The sequence below is a fragment of the Bacillus sp. L75 genome (assembly GCF_003676355.1).
GTDB classification, from domain to species: domain Bacteria; phylum Bacillota; class Bacilli; order Bacillales; family Bacillaceae; genus Bacillus; species Bacillus velezensis.
The window spans coordinates 24,407-40,013 of sequence record NZ_ML064903.1 but is presented as its reverse complement, the minus strand read 5'-3'; the positions used below and the strand labels follow the sequence as shown (position 1 = coordinate 40,013).

At 47.3% G+C, this 15,607-nt stretch carries 15 protein-coding genes; 4 read left to right on the top strand and 11 right to left on the bottom strand.

Going from position 1 to position 15,607, the window contains the following annotated elements; genetic code table 11:
- Positions 1–297: 297 nt before the first annotated feature.
- Both ystJ and dnaE read right to left on the bottom strand, forming a co-directional pair.
- Positions 298–1,530, bottom strand: coding sequence for an NADP-dependent malic enzyme (gene ystJ, locus D5S11_RS06360; protein ID WP_007613079.1), 1,233 nt, complete (start codon positions 1,528–1,530; stop codon positions 298–300).
- 139 nt (positions 1,531–1,669) lie between these two features.
- A complete protein-coding gene (gene dnaE / locus D5S11_RS06355) occupies positions 1,670–5,008 on the bottom strand; it encodes a DNA polymerase III subunit alpha (protein ID WP_108724788.1) in 3,339 nt (1,112 codons plus the stop codon).
- Positions 5,009–5,150: 142 nt separating this feature from the next.
- On the opposite strand from dnaE, the gene ytrH reads away from it, so the two are divergent.
- The 3 genes from ytrH (at position 5,151) to D5S11_RS06340 (ending at position 6,289) form a co-directional block, all read left to right on the top strand.
- Positions 5,151–5,492: a sporulation membrane protein YtrH gene (ytrH, locus tag D5S11_RS06350; protein ID WP_003152438.1), complete on the top strand. Its 342-nt coding sequence runs from the start codon at positions 5,151–5,153 to the stop codon at positions 5,490–5,492.
- Positions 5,489–5,992, top strand: coding sequence for a sporulation membrane protein YtrI (gene ytrI / locus D5S11_RS06345; protein WP_007408062.1), 504 nt, complete (start codon positions 5,489–5,491; stop codon positions 5,990–5,992). The genes ytrH and ytrI overlap by 4 nt, the downstream gene beginning before the upstream one ends.
- Positions 5,993–6,097: 105 nt before the next feature.
- Positions 6,098–6,289 (top strand): YtzJ family protein, encoded by a 192-nt coding sequence (locus D5S11_RS06340; protein ID WP_007408061.1) that lies wholly within the window; start codon positions 6,098–6,100, stop codon positions 6,287–6,289.
- Positions 6,290–6,306: 17 nt separating this feature from the next.
- On the opposite strand, the gene D5S11_RS06335 is transcribed toward D5S11_RS06340, so the two are convergent.
- Positions 6,307–7,248: a DHH family phosphoesterase gene (locus D5S11_RS06335; RefSeq protein ID WP_003152435.1), complete on the bottom strand. Its 942-nt coding sequence runs from the start codon at positions 7,246–7,248 to the stop codon at positions 6,307–6,309.
- Positions 7,249–7,364: 116 nt separating this feature from the next.
- Here D5S11_RS06335 and D5S11_RS06330 point away from each other — a divergent pair, with 116 nt between their 5' ends.
- A complete protein-coding gene (locus tag D5S11_RS06330; protein ID WP_003152434.1) occupies positions 7,365–7,667 on the top strand; it encodes a YtpI family protein in 303 nt (100 codons plus the stop codon).
- Positions 7,668–7,695: 28 nt separating this feature from the next.
- Here the strand turns inward: D5S11_RS06330 and D5S11_RS06325 are convergent, their stop codons facing one another.
- From D5S11_RS06325 to D5S11_RS06295, 8 genes are all read right to left on the bottom strand, one after another.
- Positions 7,696–9,012 (bottom strand): CBS domain-containing protein, encoded by a 1,317-nt coding sequence (locus D5S11_RS06325; RefSeq protein ID WP_012118175.1) that lies wholly within the window; start codon positions 9,010–9,012, stop codon positions 7,696–7,698.
- A gap of 138 nt (positions 9,013–9,150) precedes the next feature.
- A complete protein-coding gene (locus D5S11_RS06320; protein WP_007408057.1) occupies positions 9,151–9,837 on the bottom strand; it encodes a metal-dependent hydrolase in 687 nt (228 codons plus the stop codon).
- 60 nt (positions 9,838–9,897) lie between these two features.
- A complete protein-coding gene (locus D5S11_RS06315; protein WP_012118176.1) occupies positions 9,898–10,665 on the bottom strand; it encodes an SDR family oxidoreductase in 768 nt (255 codons plus the stop codon).
- A 137-nt stretch (positions 10,666–10,802) separates the two neighbouring features.
- Positions 10,803–10,931 carry a hypothetical protein gene (locus D5S11_RS20345; protein ID WP_007408056.1) on the bottom strand — a complete coding sequence of 43 codons (129 nt, stop codon included), beginning with the start codon at positions 10,929–10,931 and terminating at the stop codon, positions 10,803–10,805.
- Between the two features lie 73 nt (positions 10,932–11,004).
- A complete protein-coding gene (gene argH, locus D5S11_RS06310; protein WP_108724787.1) occupies positions 11,005–12,381 on the bottom strand; it encodes an argininosuccinate lyase in 1,377 nt (458 codons plus the stop codon).
- Positions 12,378–13,589, bottom strand: a complete 1,212-nt coding sequence (locus D5S11_RS06305) for an argininosuccinate synthase (protein ID WP_108724786.1) — start codon at positions 13,587–13,589, stop codon at positions 12,378–12,380. Before D5S11_RS06305 ends, argH begins: the two co-directional genes overlap by 4 nt.
- Positions 13,590–13,741: 152 nt before the next feature.
- Complete coding sequence (locus D5S11_RS06300; protein ID WP_007408054.1) at positions 13,742–14,254, bottom strand: MogA/MoaB family molybdenum cofactor biosynthesis protein; 513 nt, start codon at positions 14,252–14,254, stop codon at positions 13,742–13,744.
- Between the two features lie 100 nt (positions 14,255–14,354).
- The gene (locus tag D5S11_RS06295) at positions 14,355–15,542 is read right to left on the bottom strand and encodes an acetate kinase (RefSeq protein ID WP_007408053.1); all 1,188 of its coding nucleotides are present in this window, start codon (positions 15,540–15,542) and stop codon (positions 14,355–14,357) included.
- Between the last annotated feature and the right edge of the window lie 65 nt (positions 15,543–15,607).

Here is a 15,607-nt window from a genome sequence, read left to right as displayed (position 1 = left end):
TCACTGCATGTCTTCCGATTAGATAGACTTAATAATAACTTTACCGAAACTATTGTACTTTTTTTGTCAAACGGTGTCATCCTCCATTCGACATTTTTTGCTGCAAAACAGACGGAAACGGACGGATTTCATACCGTGAAAAGCGTTGTTCAGCCTTATCTGTCAGCGTTTTCAAAAGAAATAAGGATTCTGCTGAAATTTTTTTAAGACCTGCCCTTAAAAAAATGCCAGCAGTCCGTATATTGAACAGCAGCGCGTTGTTTTTTTCCAACGCGCTGCCATTTCATTTTTGTGTTATTATTCGCCGATAACCGTGAGCTGCCTTGTTTTTTCAGCCACTTCCTCAGGATCGACCGTAATTCTGGCGACGCCCGTTTCCATCGCTGCTTTCGCAACAGCTTTCGCAACGGCAGGAGCCACACGTTTGTCAAATGGAGCCGGGATGACATAATCAGCGCTTAATTCTTCCTCTGAAACAAGGGAAGCAATCGCTTCAACCGCAGCAATTTTCATTTCTTCGTTGATGTGAGTCGCGCGAACGTCAAGCGCCCCGCGGAAAATTCCAGGGAATGCCAGAACATTGTTGACCTGGTTCGGGAAATCAGAACGGCCTGTTCCGATTACGCTTGCGCCGGCTGCGCGCGCGTCTTCAGGCATGATTTCCGGATTCGGGTTGGCCATTGCGAAGATAATCGGATCTTTCGCCATGCTCTCCACCATTTCTTTCGTCAGCGCACCTTCGACTGATACGCCGATAAAGACGTCTGCATCTTTAATGACATCCTGCAGCGAACCGTCGTTGCGGTCTTGGTTTGTAAACTTCGCCACTTCGTTTTTCACTGCGTTCATTCCGGCCGGACGCCCTTCGTAAATCGCTCCTTTAGAGTCGCACATCACGATGTCGCGTACGCCGAAATGGTAAAGAAGCTTGATGATCGCGATGCCTGCCGCTCCCGCTCCGTTTGCCACAACTTTAATGGATGACATGGATTTTCCTGATAATTTCAGCGCGTTTACAAGTCCGGCAACGGTTACGATGGCAGTGCCGTGCTGATCATCGTGGAAAACCGGAATGTTTGTTTCTTTTTTCAGGCGCTCTTCGATAATGAAGCAGTTCGGCGCCGCAATATCTTCAAGGTTGACTCCGCCGAATGTCGGTGCAAGCAGCTTCACAGTGTCAATGATTTTGTCCACATCGTTTGTGTCAAGCGCGATCGGGAATGCATCCACACCCGCGAAACTTTTGAACAGCACCGCTTTCCCTTCCATGACCGGAAGTGAAGCTTCAGGCCCGATATTACCGAGTCCGAGAACGGCTGATCCGTCTGTTACGACTGCTACCATGTTCCCCTTCATTGTATAATCATATACTTTGTTTTTATCGTCATAAATCTCTTTACAAGGCTCAGCTACTCCGGGAGAGTATGCAAGGCTTAAGTCGTCTGCGTTTCTGACTTCTACCTTTGCTTTTGATTCCAGCTTTCCTTGATTTACTTTGTGTAAATGTAACGCTTCTTCTCTTAATGACATTCTAAACACTCCTTTTAAGTACTTTGTTACATATTCTGCCGCATAGACTGGTACAATCGCTGGAGGTGAAAAATTTCAGAATCTTTAAATAAGATAGCACAATTGTTTCAATTGTATAACAAAACGATTATTGTTACCACTATTTTAACACGACGTTTTCGCGGCCCAGCAGCTCTTTTAAACGGTATAACGCCTGATGGTCCGCCTGAATATGAAAAGTATCCGGCAGCCTGATCGTCTGCTTGTCTTTTTCATAATATAGATAAACACCGGTTTCCCCTTTATGCTCCAGTAAAATACGCTTCATCTTTTCCAAAAACTCCTGATTGTGCCGGCTGCCTTCGATTTTGATGTAAACAGACGGCGCTCTGTCTGCCTCCGTCTGCTCAAGAAGAGAGGCGGATGACATGATGAATTGTGTCTTCTCCTGACGCTCTTCCATTTTTCCGGCGGCGAATAAAAGCGCGCCTTCTTCTAACAGCGGAGACAGCCTTCTATATTGGTCAGGAAACACGACGGCTTCCATTTCTCCCGTTTCATCGCTTAATGTGAGAAACGCCATATGCTGACCTGTCTTTGTCCGAATCGTTTTAATGCCCGCGAGCAAAGCGCCGATTGACAGCTGCCCCTTCGGCATCTGCCGCGCTGCTGTGATCGCTTTCGCCCCCCGTTTTTTCAGGAGATCCCTGAAAGCAGACAAAGGATGGCTTGAGAAATAAACACCGAGAGCTTCTTTTTCGAACCGAAGCTTGTCCACGAGCGGAAATTCCTCAGCCTCTACATATTTTGGCTTAATGGAGAACGATTCTTCCAAAAACAATCCCATTTGGTCATCGTCTGCACGAAAAAGTTCAGCGTGCTCTAAAGCCACATCAACGGAGGCCAGCAAGGCGGCGCGATTTTGATTGAATTCGTCCATGGCGCCAGAAAATATAAGGGCTTCGATGGTTTTCCGATTCACGCTTTTTGCAGGTACGCGAAAGCAGAAATCGAAAAGATCCTCGAACGGTTTATGTGTTCTTGCTTTATAAATATCTTTCACTGCCGAGACGCCTACGTTTTTAACGGCCCGCAAACTGTATCTGACGGCTCCGTTTTCCGGCGCAAACGGAAAACCGCTTTTGTTTATTGACGGCGGAAGGACTTGAATCCCGCTCCCCTTCGCTTCATGCAGATATTGCGATATTTTGTCCTCATTGCCGATGACGCTCGTCAACAGCCCGCACATAAAATATAACGGATAATGCGCTTTTAAATAGGCGAGCTGATAGCCGATCATGCTGTATGCGACAGCATGGCTTCTGTTGAATCCGTAGTTAGCGAATTTTACAATCAGATCGTAGACCTCGTTTGCAGTGACTACAGAATACTCCTTTTTTAAGCACCCTTCAACAAAATGGCTTCGCTCTCTGTCCAGAATGTCCTTTTGCTTTTTGCTGACAGCCCGTCTGAGCAGATCCGCTTCACCTAATGAAAACCCTGCCATGCGCGAGGCGATCATCATTATCTGCTCTTGATAGACGATGACGCCGTAAGTGTCACTGAGAATATTTCTTACGTCCTCGTGCGGCACTTCCACACGCGCGCGGCCGTGCTTCCGCTCGATAAATAACGGAATATTTTCCATCGGTCCCGGCCTGTAAAGCGCGTTAACCGCGACAATGTCTTCCAGTCTTGACGGCTTCAGGCGCTTCAGCACGTTTCTCATTCCTGATGATTCCAGCTGGAAAATACCCGTCGTATCACCGTTTGACAATAGTGAGAACGTTTTTTCATCCTGATAAGAAATCTCGGAAAAATCAATTTTCGTATTCGTCTCTTTTTCAATCATCGTTTTAATGGATTCAATAAGCGTCAGGTTGCGCAAACCTAAAAAGTCCATTTTTAAAAGACCGAGATCTTCCAAGTGATCCATCGCATACTGCGTTAAATACACGCCGTCATGCCCCTCTTGAAGAGGGACAACTTCCGAAAGCGGCTCTTTACTGAGAACGACCCCCGCCGCGTGTGTTGACGTGTGCCGCGGAAGACCTTCAATTTTCCTTGCGATCTGAAACACTTTATGAAGAACGGCGGATTCGGACAGCCTCCTGTTCAGCTGAGCGGACTGCCGCCTCGCTTCCTCAAGCGTCATTCCCGGTTTTGACGGAATCAGGCGGGCAAGCTGGTCGGCTTCTTTCGGGCTGATTCCGAACACTCTCCCGGTATCCCTTAACGCCGCCTTTGCGGCCAATGTCCCGAAGGTGATAATCTGGGCGACGTGCATGGCCCCGTACTTATTTTGTACATACTGAATGACCTCATCCCTTCTCGTATCAGGGAAATCGATATCAATATCCGGCATGCTGATCCGCTCGGGATTAAGAAATCTCTCAAACAGCAGAGAATGTTTAAGCGGATCCACGTCGGTAATGAAAAGGGAGTAAGCGACAAGCGAGCCTGCCGCGGACCCCCTTCCCGGGCCTGTCACAATGCCCTTTTCATGCGCGTACTTCATAAAGTCCCATACGATGAGAAAATAATCACTGAATTTCATGCGCCTGATGACGTCCAGCTCATATTCAAGCCGGCGGACAGCGCGCTCATCAGGAGTGCCGAAACGGAGGCGCAGCCCCTCATGACAGATCTCCGCTAAATAGTCATCAGCTGATTTGCCGTCCGGCGCCGGAAAAGACGGAAGCTGTGTCTGTCCGAGGCTGACATCGACCCGGCATTGCCGGGCGATACGCGCGGCTGCTTCAATCGCTTCCGGATGCTGCGTGTAAAGCTCTGCCATTTCTTCAGGCGTCCTCAAGTATAAGTCCGGCAGATTCCCGCTCTGATCCTCCCACTTCTCTCCGGCTTTAATAGCGCACAGACAGCGGTACGCATCTTGATCTTCTTTCTTGATATATCGGACATCCCCCGCAGCGCAGACAGCGATTTCCGTCTCGGCTGACAGGCGGAGAATCTCTTCTGATAACGTCTCATGTCCTTTAAACGGCTGGTACCCTAAATAAAAACGGCCGTCTCCGAACAGCTCCCGGAATCCTTCGGCAGCCCGGACCGCTTCTTCAAACTTCCCGGCTTGAAGCAGGCTTTCAATGTAGCCGTTTTCACCGGGCGTAATGGCGATCAGCCCCTCATGATAGCTCTTCATCCATTTTCGCTTCATGCCGCCCTTTGCCATGGATTGCAGCGCACTTGAGATTTTCACCAGGTTCTGATATCCGGTGTTTGTCTCTGCTAAAAGAATGAGCGGGTGTGCTTCAAGCTCCGTATCGTCCGTGTATATAGAAGCCGTCAGACCGATAATCGGCTTCATTCCGTTTGATTTGCATGCTTTATAAAACTCAATGGCGCCGTACATCACATTTTCGTCCGTCAGCGCCAATGATGAATATCCGAGTTCCTTCGCTTGTGTAACAAGCTCTTTTACAGAAGCGGCGCTGTTTAACAGACTGTAGCCGCTATGTACTTGCAGGTGAACAAAAGACAATGCCGCCACTCCTTTCCCATACGTTCATTTTGCCTTTCTACATTATAAGACGGGTTTTCTTAAGAAACAAATGTTCTTTTTTGACTCATCATCATACTTGTCCGTTTCGCTCAATATGATAGAAAAGTGAGGTGGTGTATATATGGATCAGGAAGCCGGATTTATGGCGAATTTCATCAGCAGTTATTTTATCGCCCTCGGTGTGTTGCTCGGCGGCGCGCTGATCGGCGGCCTCGGAGCTTATTTATCAGGCGAGCCTCCGCTGACGGCGATCACAAAATTGGCGAACAGGCTGAAGATCTGGGCGCTTGTCGCGGCCATCGGGGGAACATTTGACGCGGTATACAGTTTCGAGCGGGGGCTGTTCGAAGGCAACACGCGCGACATCTTCAAACAGCTTCTTTTAATTATTTCAGCAATGGGCGGCGCGCAGACCGGCTGGCTGATTATTTCATGGCTGACCCAGGAGAATATGTCATCATGAGAATTCCCGAGTATTATAAAAAACCGGGATGGCAGCGTTTTTTCGCGGGAATGATGTGCGGAGCCATCGTCAGCTGGCTGTTCTTTCTGTTTACATACGGAACGTTTCAGGAAGAACAAGTGACGTTAATTGAAAAGCAGCGTGAGCACGCGCGGGATTTAAAAAACCAAATCTCCATCTATCAGAAGGATCTTCATAAATTAAATGAGGATAATAAGCAAAGACTTCTCATCCAAAGTGTTGATGTGAAGCTGATCAATGGGGAAAAATACAGAATCGCCCAGCCTGACAAGATGAAATTTGAGGAACAAGTGAAAGATAATATTTCTGAAGTCATCACAAAAGATATTGAAAGCGTGTATAAAACAAAGGAGCTTTTAAAACGGACGATCGAAAACAAAATATACACCATAAATGAGAAGGAATTTAAAGCTGAAGTAAAGGAACTGACGATTTATACGAGATTGTCTGTCGAAATTCATATTTCTTTTGCGACGTAATTATGTCATTTTTAAAAATTTTCCATAGATCTGTCGCTTTTTTCTCCGCTTTTTTATAAACTGTAAATGAGACATTTTCAATGATTCTGAAGGGAGGAAGGGAAAATGGAGGTTTTTAGTGAACGACGCTTGGCAAAAGATCATGCAGCCCGAATCAGACAAGGCTATTCCGCATATGCAGAAACAGACACACTCGCTTCCCTCATAAAAAAAGAACTCCAAATCTGTAATCTCCGCGTCTACGAAGACCTGACTGATTTCGGCTGCTGGTTCATCCCCGTGACAGATGAACACTAAGAAAGAGGGTCTCCCCTCTACTTGTGTTCGTTACATACCTCTTCCAGATCAGCAAGAATCTGATCGGTTTCATCCCAGCTGAAGATGGATGCGCCGGCCGCAAGCGGATGTCCGCCGCCATTGTATTTCCGGGCAATTCCGTTGATGACCGGACCTTTTGAACGGAACCGGACTCTGATTTGATCGTCTTCTTCTACGAAAAACACCCAAGCGCGGATACCCGAAATATTTCCGAGTGTTCCGACAAGCTGCGACGCTTCAGAAGCGGTGGTTCCATATGTCTCCAAAATGTCTTTTTTAATGAACACGGAAGCGACGCCGTTTTCAGACAGTGACACATTTTGATAAATAAAGCCGTTAAGCTTCACCACATTTAATTTTGTTTCATACAATTGATTGAACAGCTCTGACGATGAAAATGGGAACTCAATGAGCTCTCCCGCGTATTTTAATGTCTTTTTTGTGGTGTTCGGGAATAAGAAGCGCCCCGTATCACCGACGATACCCGCGTAGATCAGCTCAGCTGCTTTCGTATTCAGTTTCCAGCCGTGCTGCTTTCCTTCCAGGTACAGCTCATAGATCATTTCGCTTACGGAGCTTGCATTCGTATCGACCCATAACAGATCGCCATACGGATCTTCATTTGGATGGTGGTCTATTTTCATGAGCTTTGCGCCGGAATGGTAGCGCTGATCGTCGACCCTGCCTTGGTTTGCGGTGTCGCACACGATGACAAGAGCATCTTTATAGGTTTCGTCATCCACCTCATCGAGGGAATATAAAAAAGACAAGGACGGCTCAGGCTGTCCGACGGCAAAAATATTTTTTTCGGGATACGTTTCCCGCAGGATTTCCGTAAGGCCGCACTGTGAACCGTAGGCGTCCGGGTCAGGCCTCACATGTCTATGTAAGATAATGGTGTCATATAATGATATGGTTCTGATCAGTTCGGATTTCATCGCTTTCTCCTTTTCGTTTTTATTCATTTAATCATACTCTTTATCCATGGAAAAGGAAAATCTTTCAGCAACGGTATAAACGGTTTTGCAAACTCATATAATGGAGGATTTCATTTATGCTGGTTTTTGTTTTTCTCATCGGGCTTTCTGCCTGCTTTTACGTGTATTACAAAGTAAAAGGAATCCAGACGAAACGGGCGCTGGAGAAGGAATGTTTTTCGGCTAAATCAAGTATGGCATTAGGCGCGCTGGTGCTTTTGTACGGAGTAAACCAAATGATTCTGTTTCACTCCGTCCTGACCCTGGTCATCGGCGGCGTCTTCATTTTAATCGGAGCAGGCAGCGCATGGGCCGGGTATAAAGCCTATAAGCATTATGAGCCCATCCATGCAAAGGAAGCGGAGAGGGACCACGCATAATGAATGCCAAGGGACCCGGGTGCGTCCCTTAACTTCTCTCCATCAGCTGCACCATGAGCATCGCTTTTGAAACGATGCCGCTTTGGCTTGACACTTCCACTTCCATTTTCCCGAATTTCCGGCCCGCCTCTAAAATGCGCGGTTTCACTTCAATGACCGACTCCATCTGTACGGGCTTCAGGAAGAAAATCGTAATGCTTTCAATGACCAGCTCGCCGCGTTTGCGGGAGCGTAAAAATCGGCTGGCGGCCTGGGTTAAAATCGTCGTAAACACCCCGTAAGAAATCGTGCCGAGCTGATTGGTCATTTGCGGCGTGACTTCATATTGATAAACGGCCGGCGTTTTGTCATCTTCGTCTTCTTTAAATCCCCTTGAAACAATATCATCCAGCTTTTCCCCGACCTGAGGCTGCTTTTGAACCATTTGAAGCGCTTTTAAGACATCCTGGCGGCTGATCATTCCGATCAGTTTGTGATGCCCGTCTGTCACCGGAAGCACTTCAATTCCTTCCCAAACCATCATTTGAGCAGCTGAGGCGACAGATGTTTTCCCGATCACCGTGACAGGGTTTTTGGTCATTACTTTTTCAATCGGAACTGACCGGTCATGCCCCGCGATATCTTTCGATGTGAGGATTCCGTGGATTTTCATCTGCTGGTCGATAACCGGGAAGCGGCCGTGTCCGGTTTCATAGTTCTTTTCGTACCATTTCTCCAGCTTATCCTTAGGGGACAGCGTCACTGTCCGATCTGCGGGCGTCAAAATGTCTTCCACGAGCACAATCTCTTTTTTTATGAGCTGATCATAGATCGCCCGGTTGATCATCGCGGCTACCGTAAAGGTATCGTAACTCGTGGAGAGAATCGGAAGCTCAAGCATATCGGCCAGCTCGATAATGCTGTCGTCGGTATTAAACCCTCCCGTTACCAAAACAGCCGCGCCCGCTTCAAGCGCCTGGCGGTGGGCGTTGATTCGGTTCCCGACGATTAACAGGTTCCCCGCCGCCGTATAACGCATCATCGCGTCAAGCTCCATCGCGCCGATCACAAACTTATTCAACGTTTTATGCAGACCGGCTTTTCCGCCGAGCACCTGGCCGTCTATCACATTGACGACCTCGGCGTATGTCAGCTTTTCAATATTTTCTTTTTTCTTCTGTTCAATCCGGATGGTCCCCACACGTTCAATAGTGGAAACGAATCCTTTGTTCTCGGCTTCCTTAATGGCTCTGTAAGCCGTTCCTTCACTGACTTTCATTTCTTTCGCAATTCTTCTGACCGAAATTTTTTCACCGACAGGAAGCGAATCTATGTATGATAGGATTTGTTCATGCTTTGTTGCCAAGCGTTTCACCTCTAAGGACAGTCTTCTGCTTTTATTATAAGGGTACGGGGGATTCATTCGCAATGAGACGCCCGAAAAAAGGCGGCATCACAAAAAGACCTTCTGAATGCTTGATTCAGAAGGTCTTTGACACATATGTCAGGCAAGCTCAATGGTCTCGCCGACCGCCATGACTTTGCCGACGCCTCCGGGCAGACTTTCGGCGAAAGCGTCAGGGTCCTGTTCAATGACAGGAAATGTATTGTAATGAACGGGAACGACCTGTTTCGCTCTCAGCCATTCAGCCGCGAGTTTCGCATCTTCAGGGCCCATGGTGAAGTTATCACCGATCGGTAGAAACGCCAGGTCAATGTGATTCAGTTCCCCGATCAGTTTCATATCAGAGAACAGCGCCGTGTCCCCGGCGTGGAAAATCGTTTTGCCGTCAATCGTCAATAAAATCCCAGCCGGCATCCCCGTGTACGTAATGGTTTTGTTTTCTTCATCAGTGACCGCCGATCCGTGGAATGCCTGTGTCAGTTTCACTTTGCCGAAATCAAATTGGCGCGCCCCTCCGATATGCATCGGGTGGACCTTTAAACCTTTAAAGCCGAGATAAACGGCCAGCTCATTCGGCGCAATAACGAGCGCATCGTTTTGTTTAGCGATCTGCTCTGTATCTCCGACATGGTCATTGTGTCCGTGAGTAAGCAGGATGACATCCGCTTTCACTTCTTCCGGTTTCAAATTTGTCAGACTGTTTCCGGTCAGAAACGGATCAAAAATAATGTTATGGGTTTTCGTTTCCACTTGAATGACAGAATGTCCGTGATAAGTCACTTTCATCGTTTTCACCTCATAAAAAATTAATATTTATCAAGTTCCCTTTTTGACAAACGAAAAAACTTACAGGGATTGATGCCTGTTAATCACATTCAGCCCGCCTGTTGCTTCAATGACCGTTCCGGTTACAAGATCGGAATCATCTTCACATAAAAAGGCGATGATTCTCGCAATGTCCTCTCCGGTTCCGGACCTGCCGATCGGCGTCTTTTCTTTGCCGATTTTCCGTCTTGCTTCCTCTATAGACGCTTCTTTCATATCTCCTACAATATCACCCGGGCAGACCATATTGGCCGTAATGCCTGATTCAGCTTCTTCAATCGCAATGGTTTTCGTTAACGAAGCCAATCCGACTTTAGCCGCTCCGAAAGCGGAACGGTGAAGCCAGCCGGGGGCATGGTCCGCTCCTTGAAAACCGTATGTAATAATCCGGCCGAACCGCTGCTGTCTCATGACCGGGATAACCGCTTTAAACAGATGGAAAACGGCGCTTAAATTCCCTTCAAGCATGTCATACCATTCGTCATCGGAGTAATCGGCAAGCTTTTTGCGCTCAAATATGTACGGCCCGGCATTGTTAATCAGTATGTCAATCCTTCCAAACCGCTGAAGGGCTGCATCGGCGATCCGCATAAGATCTTCTTTCCGGGTTACATCGCCCTTAACGAATTGCAATCTGTCATGGCACCCGGGATAATCCGCCTTCAGACAGGCGACCGCTTCTTCGTCTTGTCTGTAATTCACTGTGACAGAAAAGCCTTTTTCCAGAAGCATTTCAGTCACTTTTCGGCCCAATCCCTTTGTACCGGCAGTGATTAGAGCATGTCGCACATTGAATACCCTCCCCAGGCAACGTTGCCGCTTCAATAAAATCAAGACGTTTCTCCCTCTACTTTACTATAAACAAACGGCAATATCACTTTTTTGCACTTCGTCCGCACGAAAAAAAAGCCGTCTTTACAGACAGCTTAATTTTCTGAAGGAGCAGAGGCTTCCTCCATGCCGACATAACCGCTTTCGTATGCCTCTGAGATGAGCCTGGCCGTTTCTTCACTTTCTTTTTCATCATAGATGTAACGGTCTTGTTCTTTGCGCATTCCTTCTACCTCCCATCTTTATAGATGTAGGGTGTCTGATATGACGGGAAAATATGAAGGAAATTTCAGCAAATTAAATGCCGGCGCAGGCTTTTGCTTTTACGAGCGCCTGTTCTACCTGCTGAAAACCCGTTCCGCCGGCGCTCATTCTTTTTTCAACTGCATGATGCGGATCGAGCACGGTATAGATATCTTCTTCAAAGAGACTGCTGGCTTGAAGGAATTCTTCAAATGCCATATCACTTAAATAGATTCCTTTTTCAATGCAGCTGTACACAAGCATGCCGACCACTTCATGCGCTTCTCTGAACGGCATGCCTTTTTTAGCTAAATAATCGGCAAGTTCCGTCGCGTTTGAAAAATCTTGTTTTGTCGCTTGTTTCATGATGTCTTTGTTTACTTTCATCGTTTCAATCATGCCCGTGAAAATCTGAAGGCTTCCTTCAACGGTTTTCACCGTGTCAAACATGCCTTCTTTATCTTCCTGCAGGTCTTTGTTGTAAGCGAGCGGGAGCCCTTTCATAATCGTGAAAAGCCCCATCATATCACCGTATACGCGTCCGGTTTTACCGCGGATCAGCTCAGCCATGTCGGGGTTTTTCTTCTGCGGCATCATGCTGCTTCCCGTCGCATACGTATCATCCAGTTCAATGAACCTGAATTCCTGCGAGCACCATAGAATGATTTCTTCTGATAAACGCGAAAGGTGCATCATCAGCATGCTGCTGCCGCTTAAAAACTCGAGAATAAAATCTCTGTCACTGACTCCGTCAAGACTGTTCTCATAAATGGAGTCAAAACCGAGCAGCTCCGCCGAATAGTTACGGTCTATCGGAAACGTGGTTCCGGCAAGCGCCCCGCATCCGAGCGGCGATATGTTAATCCGCTTCATAGCGTCGCGAAAACGCTCTTTATCCCGTTCAAGCATCCAAAAATAAGCAAGCAGATGGTGGGCGAAAGAAATCGGCTGAGCCCGCTGCAAATGGGTGTACCCCGGCAGAATGGTCTCGACATTCGCCTCCGCTTTTTCGATCAGCGCTTTTTGGAACTGTTCAATCAGCACGATGATATGTGAGACATGATCTTTCAAATACAAATGCATGTCGGTCGCCACCTGGTCATTCCGGCTTCTGCCGGTATGGAGCTTGCCGCCTAGCGGTCCGATTTCTTCGATCAGCATTTTTTCAATATTCAAATGGATATCTTCATAATCAACAGAGAATTCAAGCGTTCCTTCCTCTGCTTTTTGCAGGAGGGTCTGCAGCCCCTGTCGGATGGCGCCTTCTTCTTCTTCCGTCAGAATGCCGCATTTTTTCAGCATTGCCGCATGAGCGAGAGACCCTGTAATATCCTCTTTGACTAAGTTTTGGTCGAACGTGATGGATGCGCCGAACTCATCGACCCACTTTTCCGGTGTTTTTTGAAAACGGCCTCCCCAAAGCTTCTTCATGCTTCAATCTGCTCCTTCTTTTTCACAATGCTGTTTACTTTTGTCGGCAGCCCCCAAAGCTCAATGAAACCGATTGCCGCGTGATGGTCAAAAGCATCGTCTTTTGTATATGTCGCAAGTTTTTCATCATAGAGTGAATATTCCGACTTACGTCCTTCTACAATGGCATGGCCTTTAAACAGCTTGACGCGTACGACGCCGGTGACGTGTTTTTGAGTTTCTTTCAGGAATGCAAGCAGCGCGTCTTTTAACGGCGAGAACCATAAACCGTTATAGATGATTTCAGACAGTTTTTGTTCAATTGCCGGTTTGAAATGGGCCACTTCTTTCACTAAAGTCAGATCCTCAAGCTCTTTGTGAGCCGTAATCAAAGTCATGGCGCCCGGGCACTCATAAACTTCACGGGACTTAATGCCGACCAGGCGGTTTTCCACATGGTCAATCCGGCCGATGCCGTGTTTTCCGGCAGTCTCGTTCAGCTTGAGAATTAAATCAGCGAGCGGATAGGTTACGCCGTCGATTGAAATCGGAACACCGGCTTCAAATGCGATTTCGATGATTTCCGGAACGTCCGGCGTGTTTTCAAGAGATGCTGTCAGGTCATATGCCCCTTCAGGCGGCGCCGCCCACGGATCTTCTAATATACCGCATTCATTGGCGCGTCCCCATAGGTTCTGGTCGATGGAATACGGGCTGTCAAGATTGATCGGAATCGGTATGCCACGGCTTGCAGCATATTCAATTTCTTCTTCACGCGACCATTGCCACTCACGGACCGGAGCAATGACCTCCAGATCAGGATTTAATGATTTAATGGATACTTCGAAACGCACCTGATCGTTGCCTTTTCCCGTGCAGCCGTGCGCTACGGCCACCGCGTTTTCCTTTTCCGCGACTTCAACGAGTTTTTTCGCGATTAACGGACGGGATAGTGCAGATACGAGCGGATACTTGCCTTCATACATTGTATGGGCCTGCATAGAAATGAGCGCGTACTCCCGGGCGAATTCTTCTTTCGCATCAATCACATAGGAATTTACGGCGCCTACTTCCAGCGCTTTTTGCTGAACGAATGCCAAATCCTTTCCTTCCCCTACGTCTAAGCAGCAGGCAACAACATCGTATCCCTGTTCTTGCAGCCATTTTATCGCTACAGAAGTATCAAGACCTCCTGAGTATGCCAATACAACCTTTTTTTGTTCTGCCATGTTAAAAGCTCCCTTTTGTATAAAAATTAGTTTTAATTAATAAAAATGCATTTTGTATGTATACACTGTAACAAGTAAATTCTGTTTTTTCAAGCCTTTTATAAAAAAAACCCCACCCAATTTTTTGAGCGGAGCAGAGCCTTTTTATACATTTATAAATCTTTTCGGATTTCCCGAAGCACATGGGGCAGTTCAGGAATAATCAGTTTACTCATTGCAAGCTTTACGGCGCCTGAGGAGCCGGGCGTGCAGAAGACTGCGGTATTTTGGATCACACCCGCTGCCGCTCTGGACAAAATGGCGGCGGAACCGATGTCCTCCGTATAGCTCAGCATGCGGAACAGCTCGCCGAATCCCGGAAGTTCTTTTGAAAACAGCGGCGTGACCGCTTCAATTGTGACATCCCTTTCGGCAATGCCCGTCCCTCCGTTTAACAGCACCGCATCTGTATATTCATCCATACAGCCGGATAAAACGGCTTTCTGCAATTCATCTTTTTCATCTTTAACAATGTCATAAGCGACCGTTTCAAATCCCGCTTCCCTGAGGAAGTCCATCATGACGCGCCCGCTTTTGTCGGTTTCTTTCGTTCTCGTGTCGCTGACTGTGATCACCTTGCAGCGCACGGCTGACGGGGCTTCTTGTTTATGTTCATGCACACTCATTGCTTCACCTCATCGTTTATGTATTAAACATATCGTAACGTTTGATCCTGGGGCATTCAATAAAAAAGCACACCCTAAAAGGATGTGCTTTTTTTGATCATTACTGTGCAAGGCGGACAACGTCGCGTGCGATCATGACCTCTTCGTCAGTCGGAATGATCATGACTTTGACAGGAGAGTGAGGGTAGCTGATAAACGCTTCCTCGCCGCGCACGTTGTTCAGCGCAGGATCCCAATATACACCCATGAATTCTAAGCCGCGAAGCACGCGTTCTCTGACTTCAACGCTGTTTTCACCGATACCCGCAGTGAAAATAATCGCGTCAACGCCGCTCATTCTCGCAGCGTAAGAACCGATGTATTTATGGATTCTGCTTGCAAACACTTCAAGAGCCGTTTCCGCTCTTTCGTTTCCTTCTTTTGAAGCTTCCACGATATCGCGAAGGTCGCTGGAGAAACCGGATACGCCAAGCAGTCCGCTCTTTTTATTTAACGTATTTAATACTTCATCTGCCGTCTGATCCGTTTTTTCCATAATGTACGGAATCAATGCAGGGTCGATGTTTCCTGAACGTGTTCCCATCGCAACACCCGCAAGCGGTGTGAAGCCCATTGACGTATCAATGGATTTTCCGCCTTCTACCGCCGCGATACTTGCGCCGTTACCGAGGTGGCAGGAAATCAGACGCAAATCTTCAAGCGGGCGGCCGAGAAGCTCAGCTGCGCGCTGTGTCACGTATTTATGAGATGTGCCGTGGAAACCGTATTTGCGAATGCCGTATTTCTCGTAGTATTCGTACGGTAGGCTGTACAGGTAAGATTGTTCAGGCATCGTTTGGTGGAACGCCGTATCAAACACTGCAACCGCAGGCACATTCGGAAGCACTTCTTTAAAGGCTTTAATGCCGACGATGTTAGCCGGGTTGTGAAGCGGCGCTAGTTCTGAAATCTCTTCAATCTCACGGATTGTTTCATCCGTAAGCAAAACAGAATCGCTGAATTTTTCTCCGCCGTGAACCACACGGTGGCCGATTCCGTCAATTTCATTTAAATCCTTTATAATACCGAATTCAGTCAGCTTGTGAAGCAGCATCTTCACCGCAACCGCATGATCCGGAATATCTGTCACTTCTGTATTTTTTTCGCCGTTAACAGAGATTGTGAAAACGCTGTCGGCGATACCGATCCGTTCTACTAAACCTTTTGTTAGCACCTTTTCTGAAGGCATTTCGAATAACTGAAATTTTAAAGATGAGCTTCCTGCGTTAATTGCAATAATTTTAGACATAAATGACGCTCCTATCAAAATTCTTCTTCGTTTGTTCGTTCTTTTTTCCCAGACCATAACTGCAG

What these genes read in the sequence shown, in the direction of transcription:
- D5S11_RS06320 (WP_007408057.1), bottom strand. Translation starts at nt 9,837, where the DNA reads ATGAAAGTGACTTATCACGGACATTCTGTCATTCAAGTGGAAACGAAA.
- D5S11_RS06330 (WP_003152434.1), top strand. Translation starts at nt 7,365, where the DNA reads ATGCTGGTTTTTGTTTTTCTCATCGGGCTTTCTGCCTGCTTTTACGTG.
- D5S11_RS06340 (WP_007408061.1), top strand. Translation starts at nt 6,098, where the DNA reads ATGGAGGTTTTTAGTGAACGACGCTTGGCAAAAGATCATGCAGCCCGA.
- ystJ (WP_007613079.1), bottom strand. Translation starts at nt 1,530, where the DNA reads ATGTCATTAAGAGAAGAAGCGTTACATTTACACAAAGTAAATCAAGGA.
- D5S11_RS06335 (WP_003152435.1), bottom strand. Translation starts at nt 7,248, where the DNA reads ATGAAATCCGAACTGATCAGAACCATATCATTATATGACACCATTATC.
- D5S11_RS20345 (WP_007408056.1), bottom strand. Translation starts at nt 10,931, where the DNA reads ATGCGCAAAGAACAAGACCGTTACATCTATGATGAAAAAGAAAGTGAA.
- D5S11_RS06305 (WP_108724786.1), bottom strand. Translation starts at nt 13,589, where the DNA reads ATGGCAGAACAAAAAAAGGTTGTATTGGCATACTCAGGAGGTCTTGAT.
- D5S11_RS06295 (WP_007408053.1), bottom strand. Translation starts at nt 15,542, where the DNA reads ATGTCTAAAATTATTGCAATTAACGCAGGAAGCTCATCTTTAAAATTT.
- D5S11_RS06300 (WP_007408054.1), bottom strand. Translation starts at nt 14,254, where the DNA reads ATGAGTGTGCATGAACATAAACAAGAAGCCCCGTCAGCCGTGCGCTGC.
- ytrI (WP_007408062.1), top strand. Translation starts at nt 5,489, where the DNA reads ATGAGAATTCCCGAGTATTATAAAAAACCGGGATGGCAGCGTTTTTTC.
- ytrH (WP_003152438.1), top strand. Translation starts at nt 5,151, where the DNA reads ATGGATCAGGAAGCCGGATTTATGGCGAATTTCATCAGCAGTTATTTT.
- argH (WP_108724787.1), bottom strand. Translation starts at nt 12,381, where the DNA reads ATGAAGAAGCTTTGGGGAGGCCGTTTTCAAAAAACACCGGAAAAGTGG.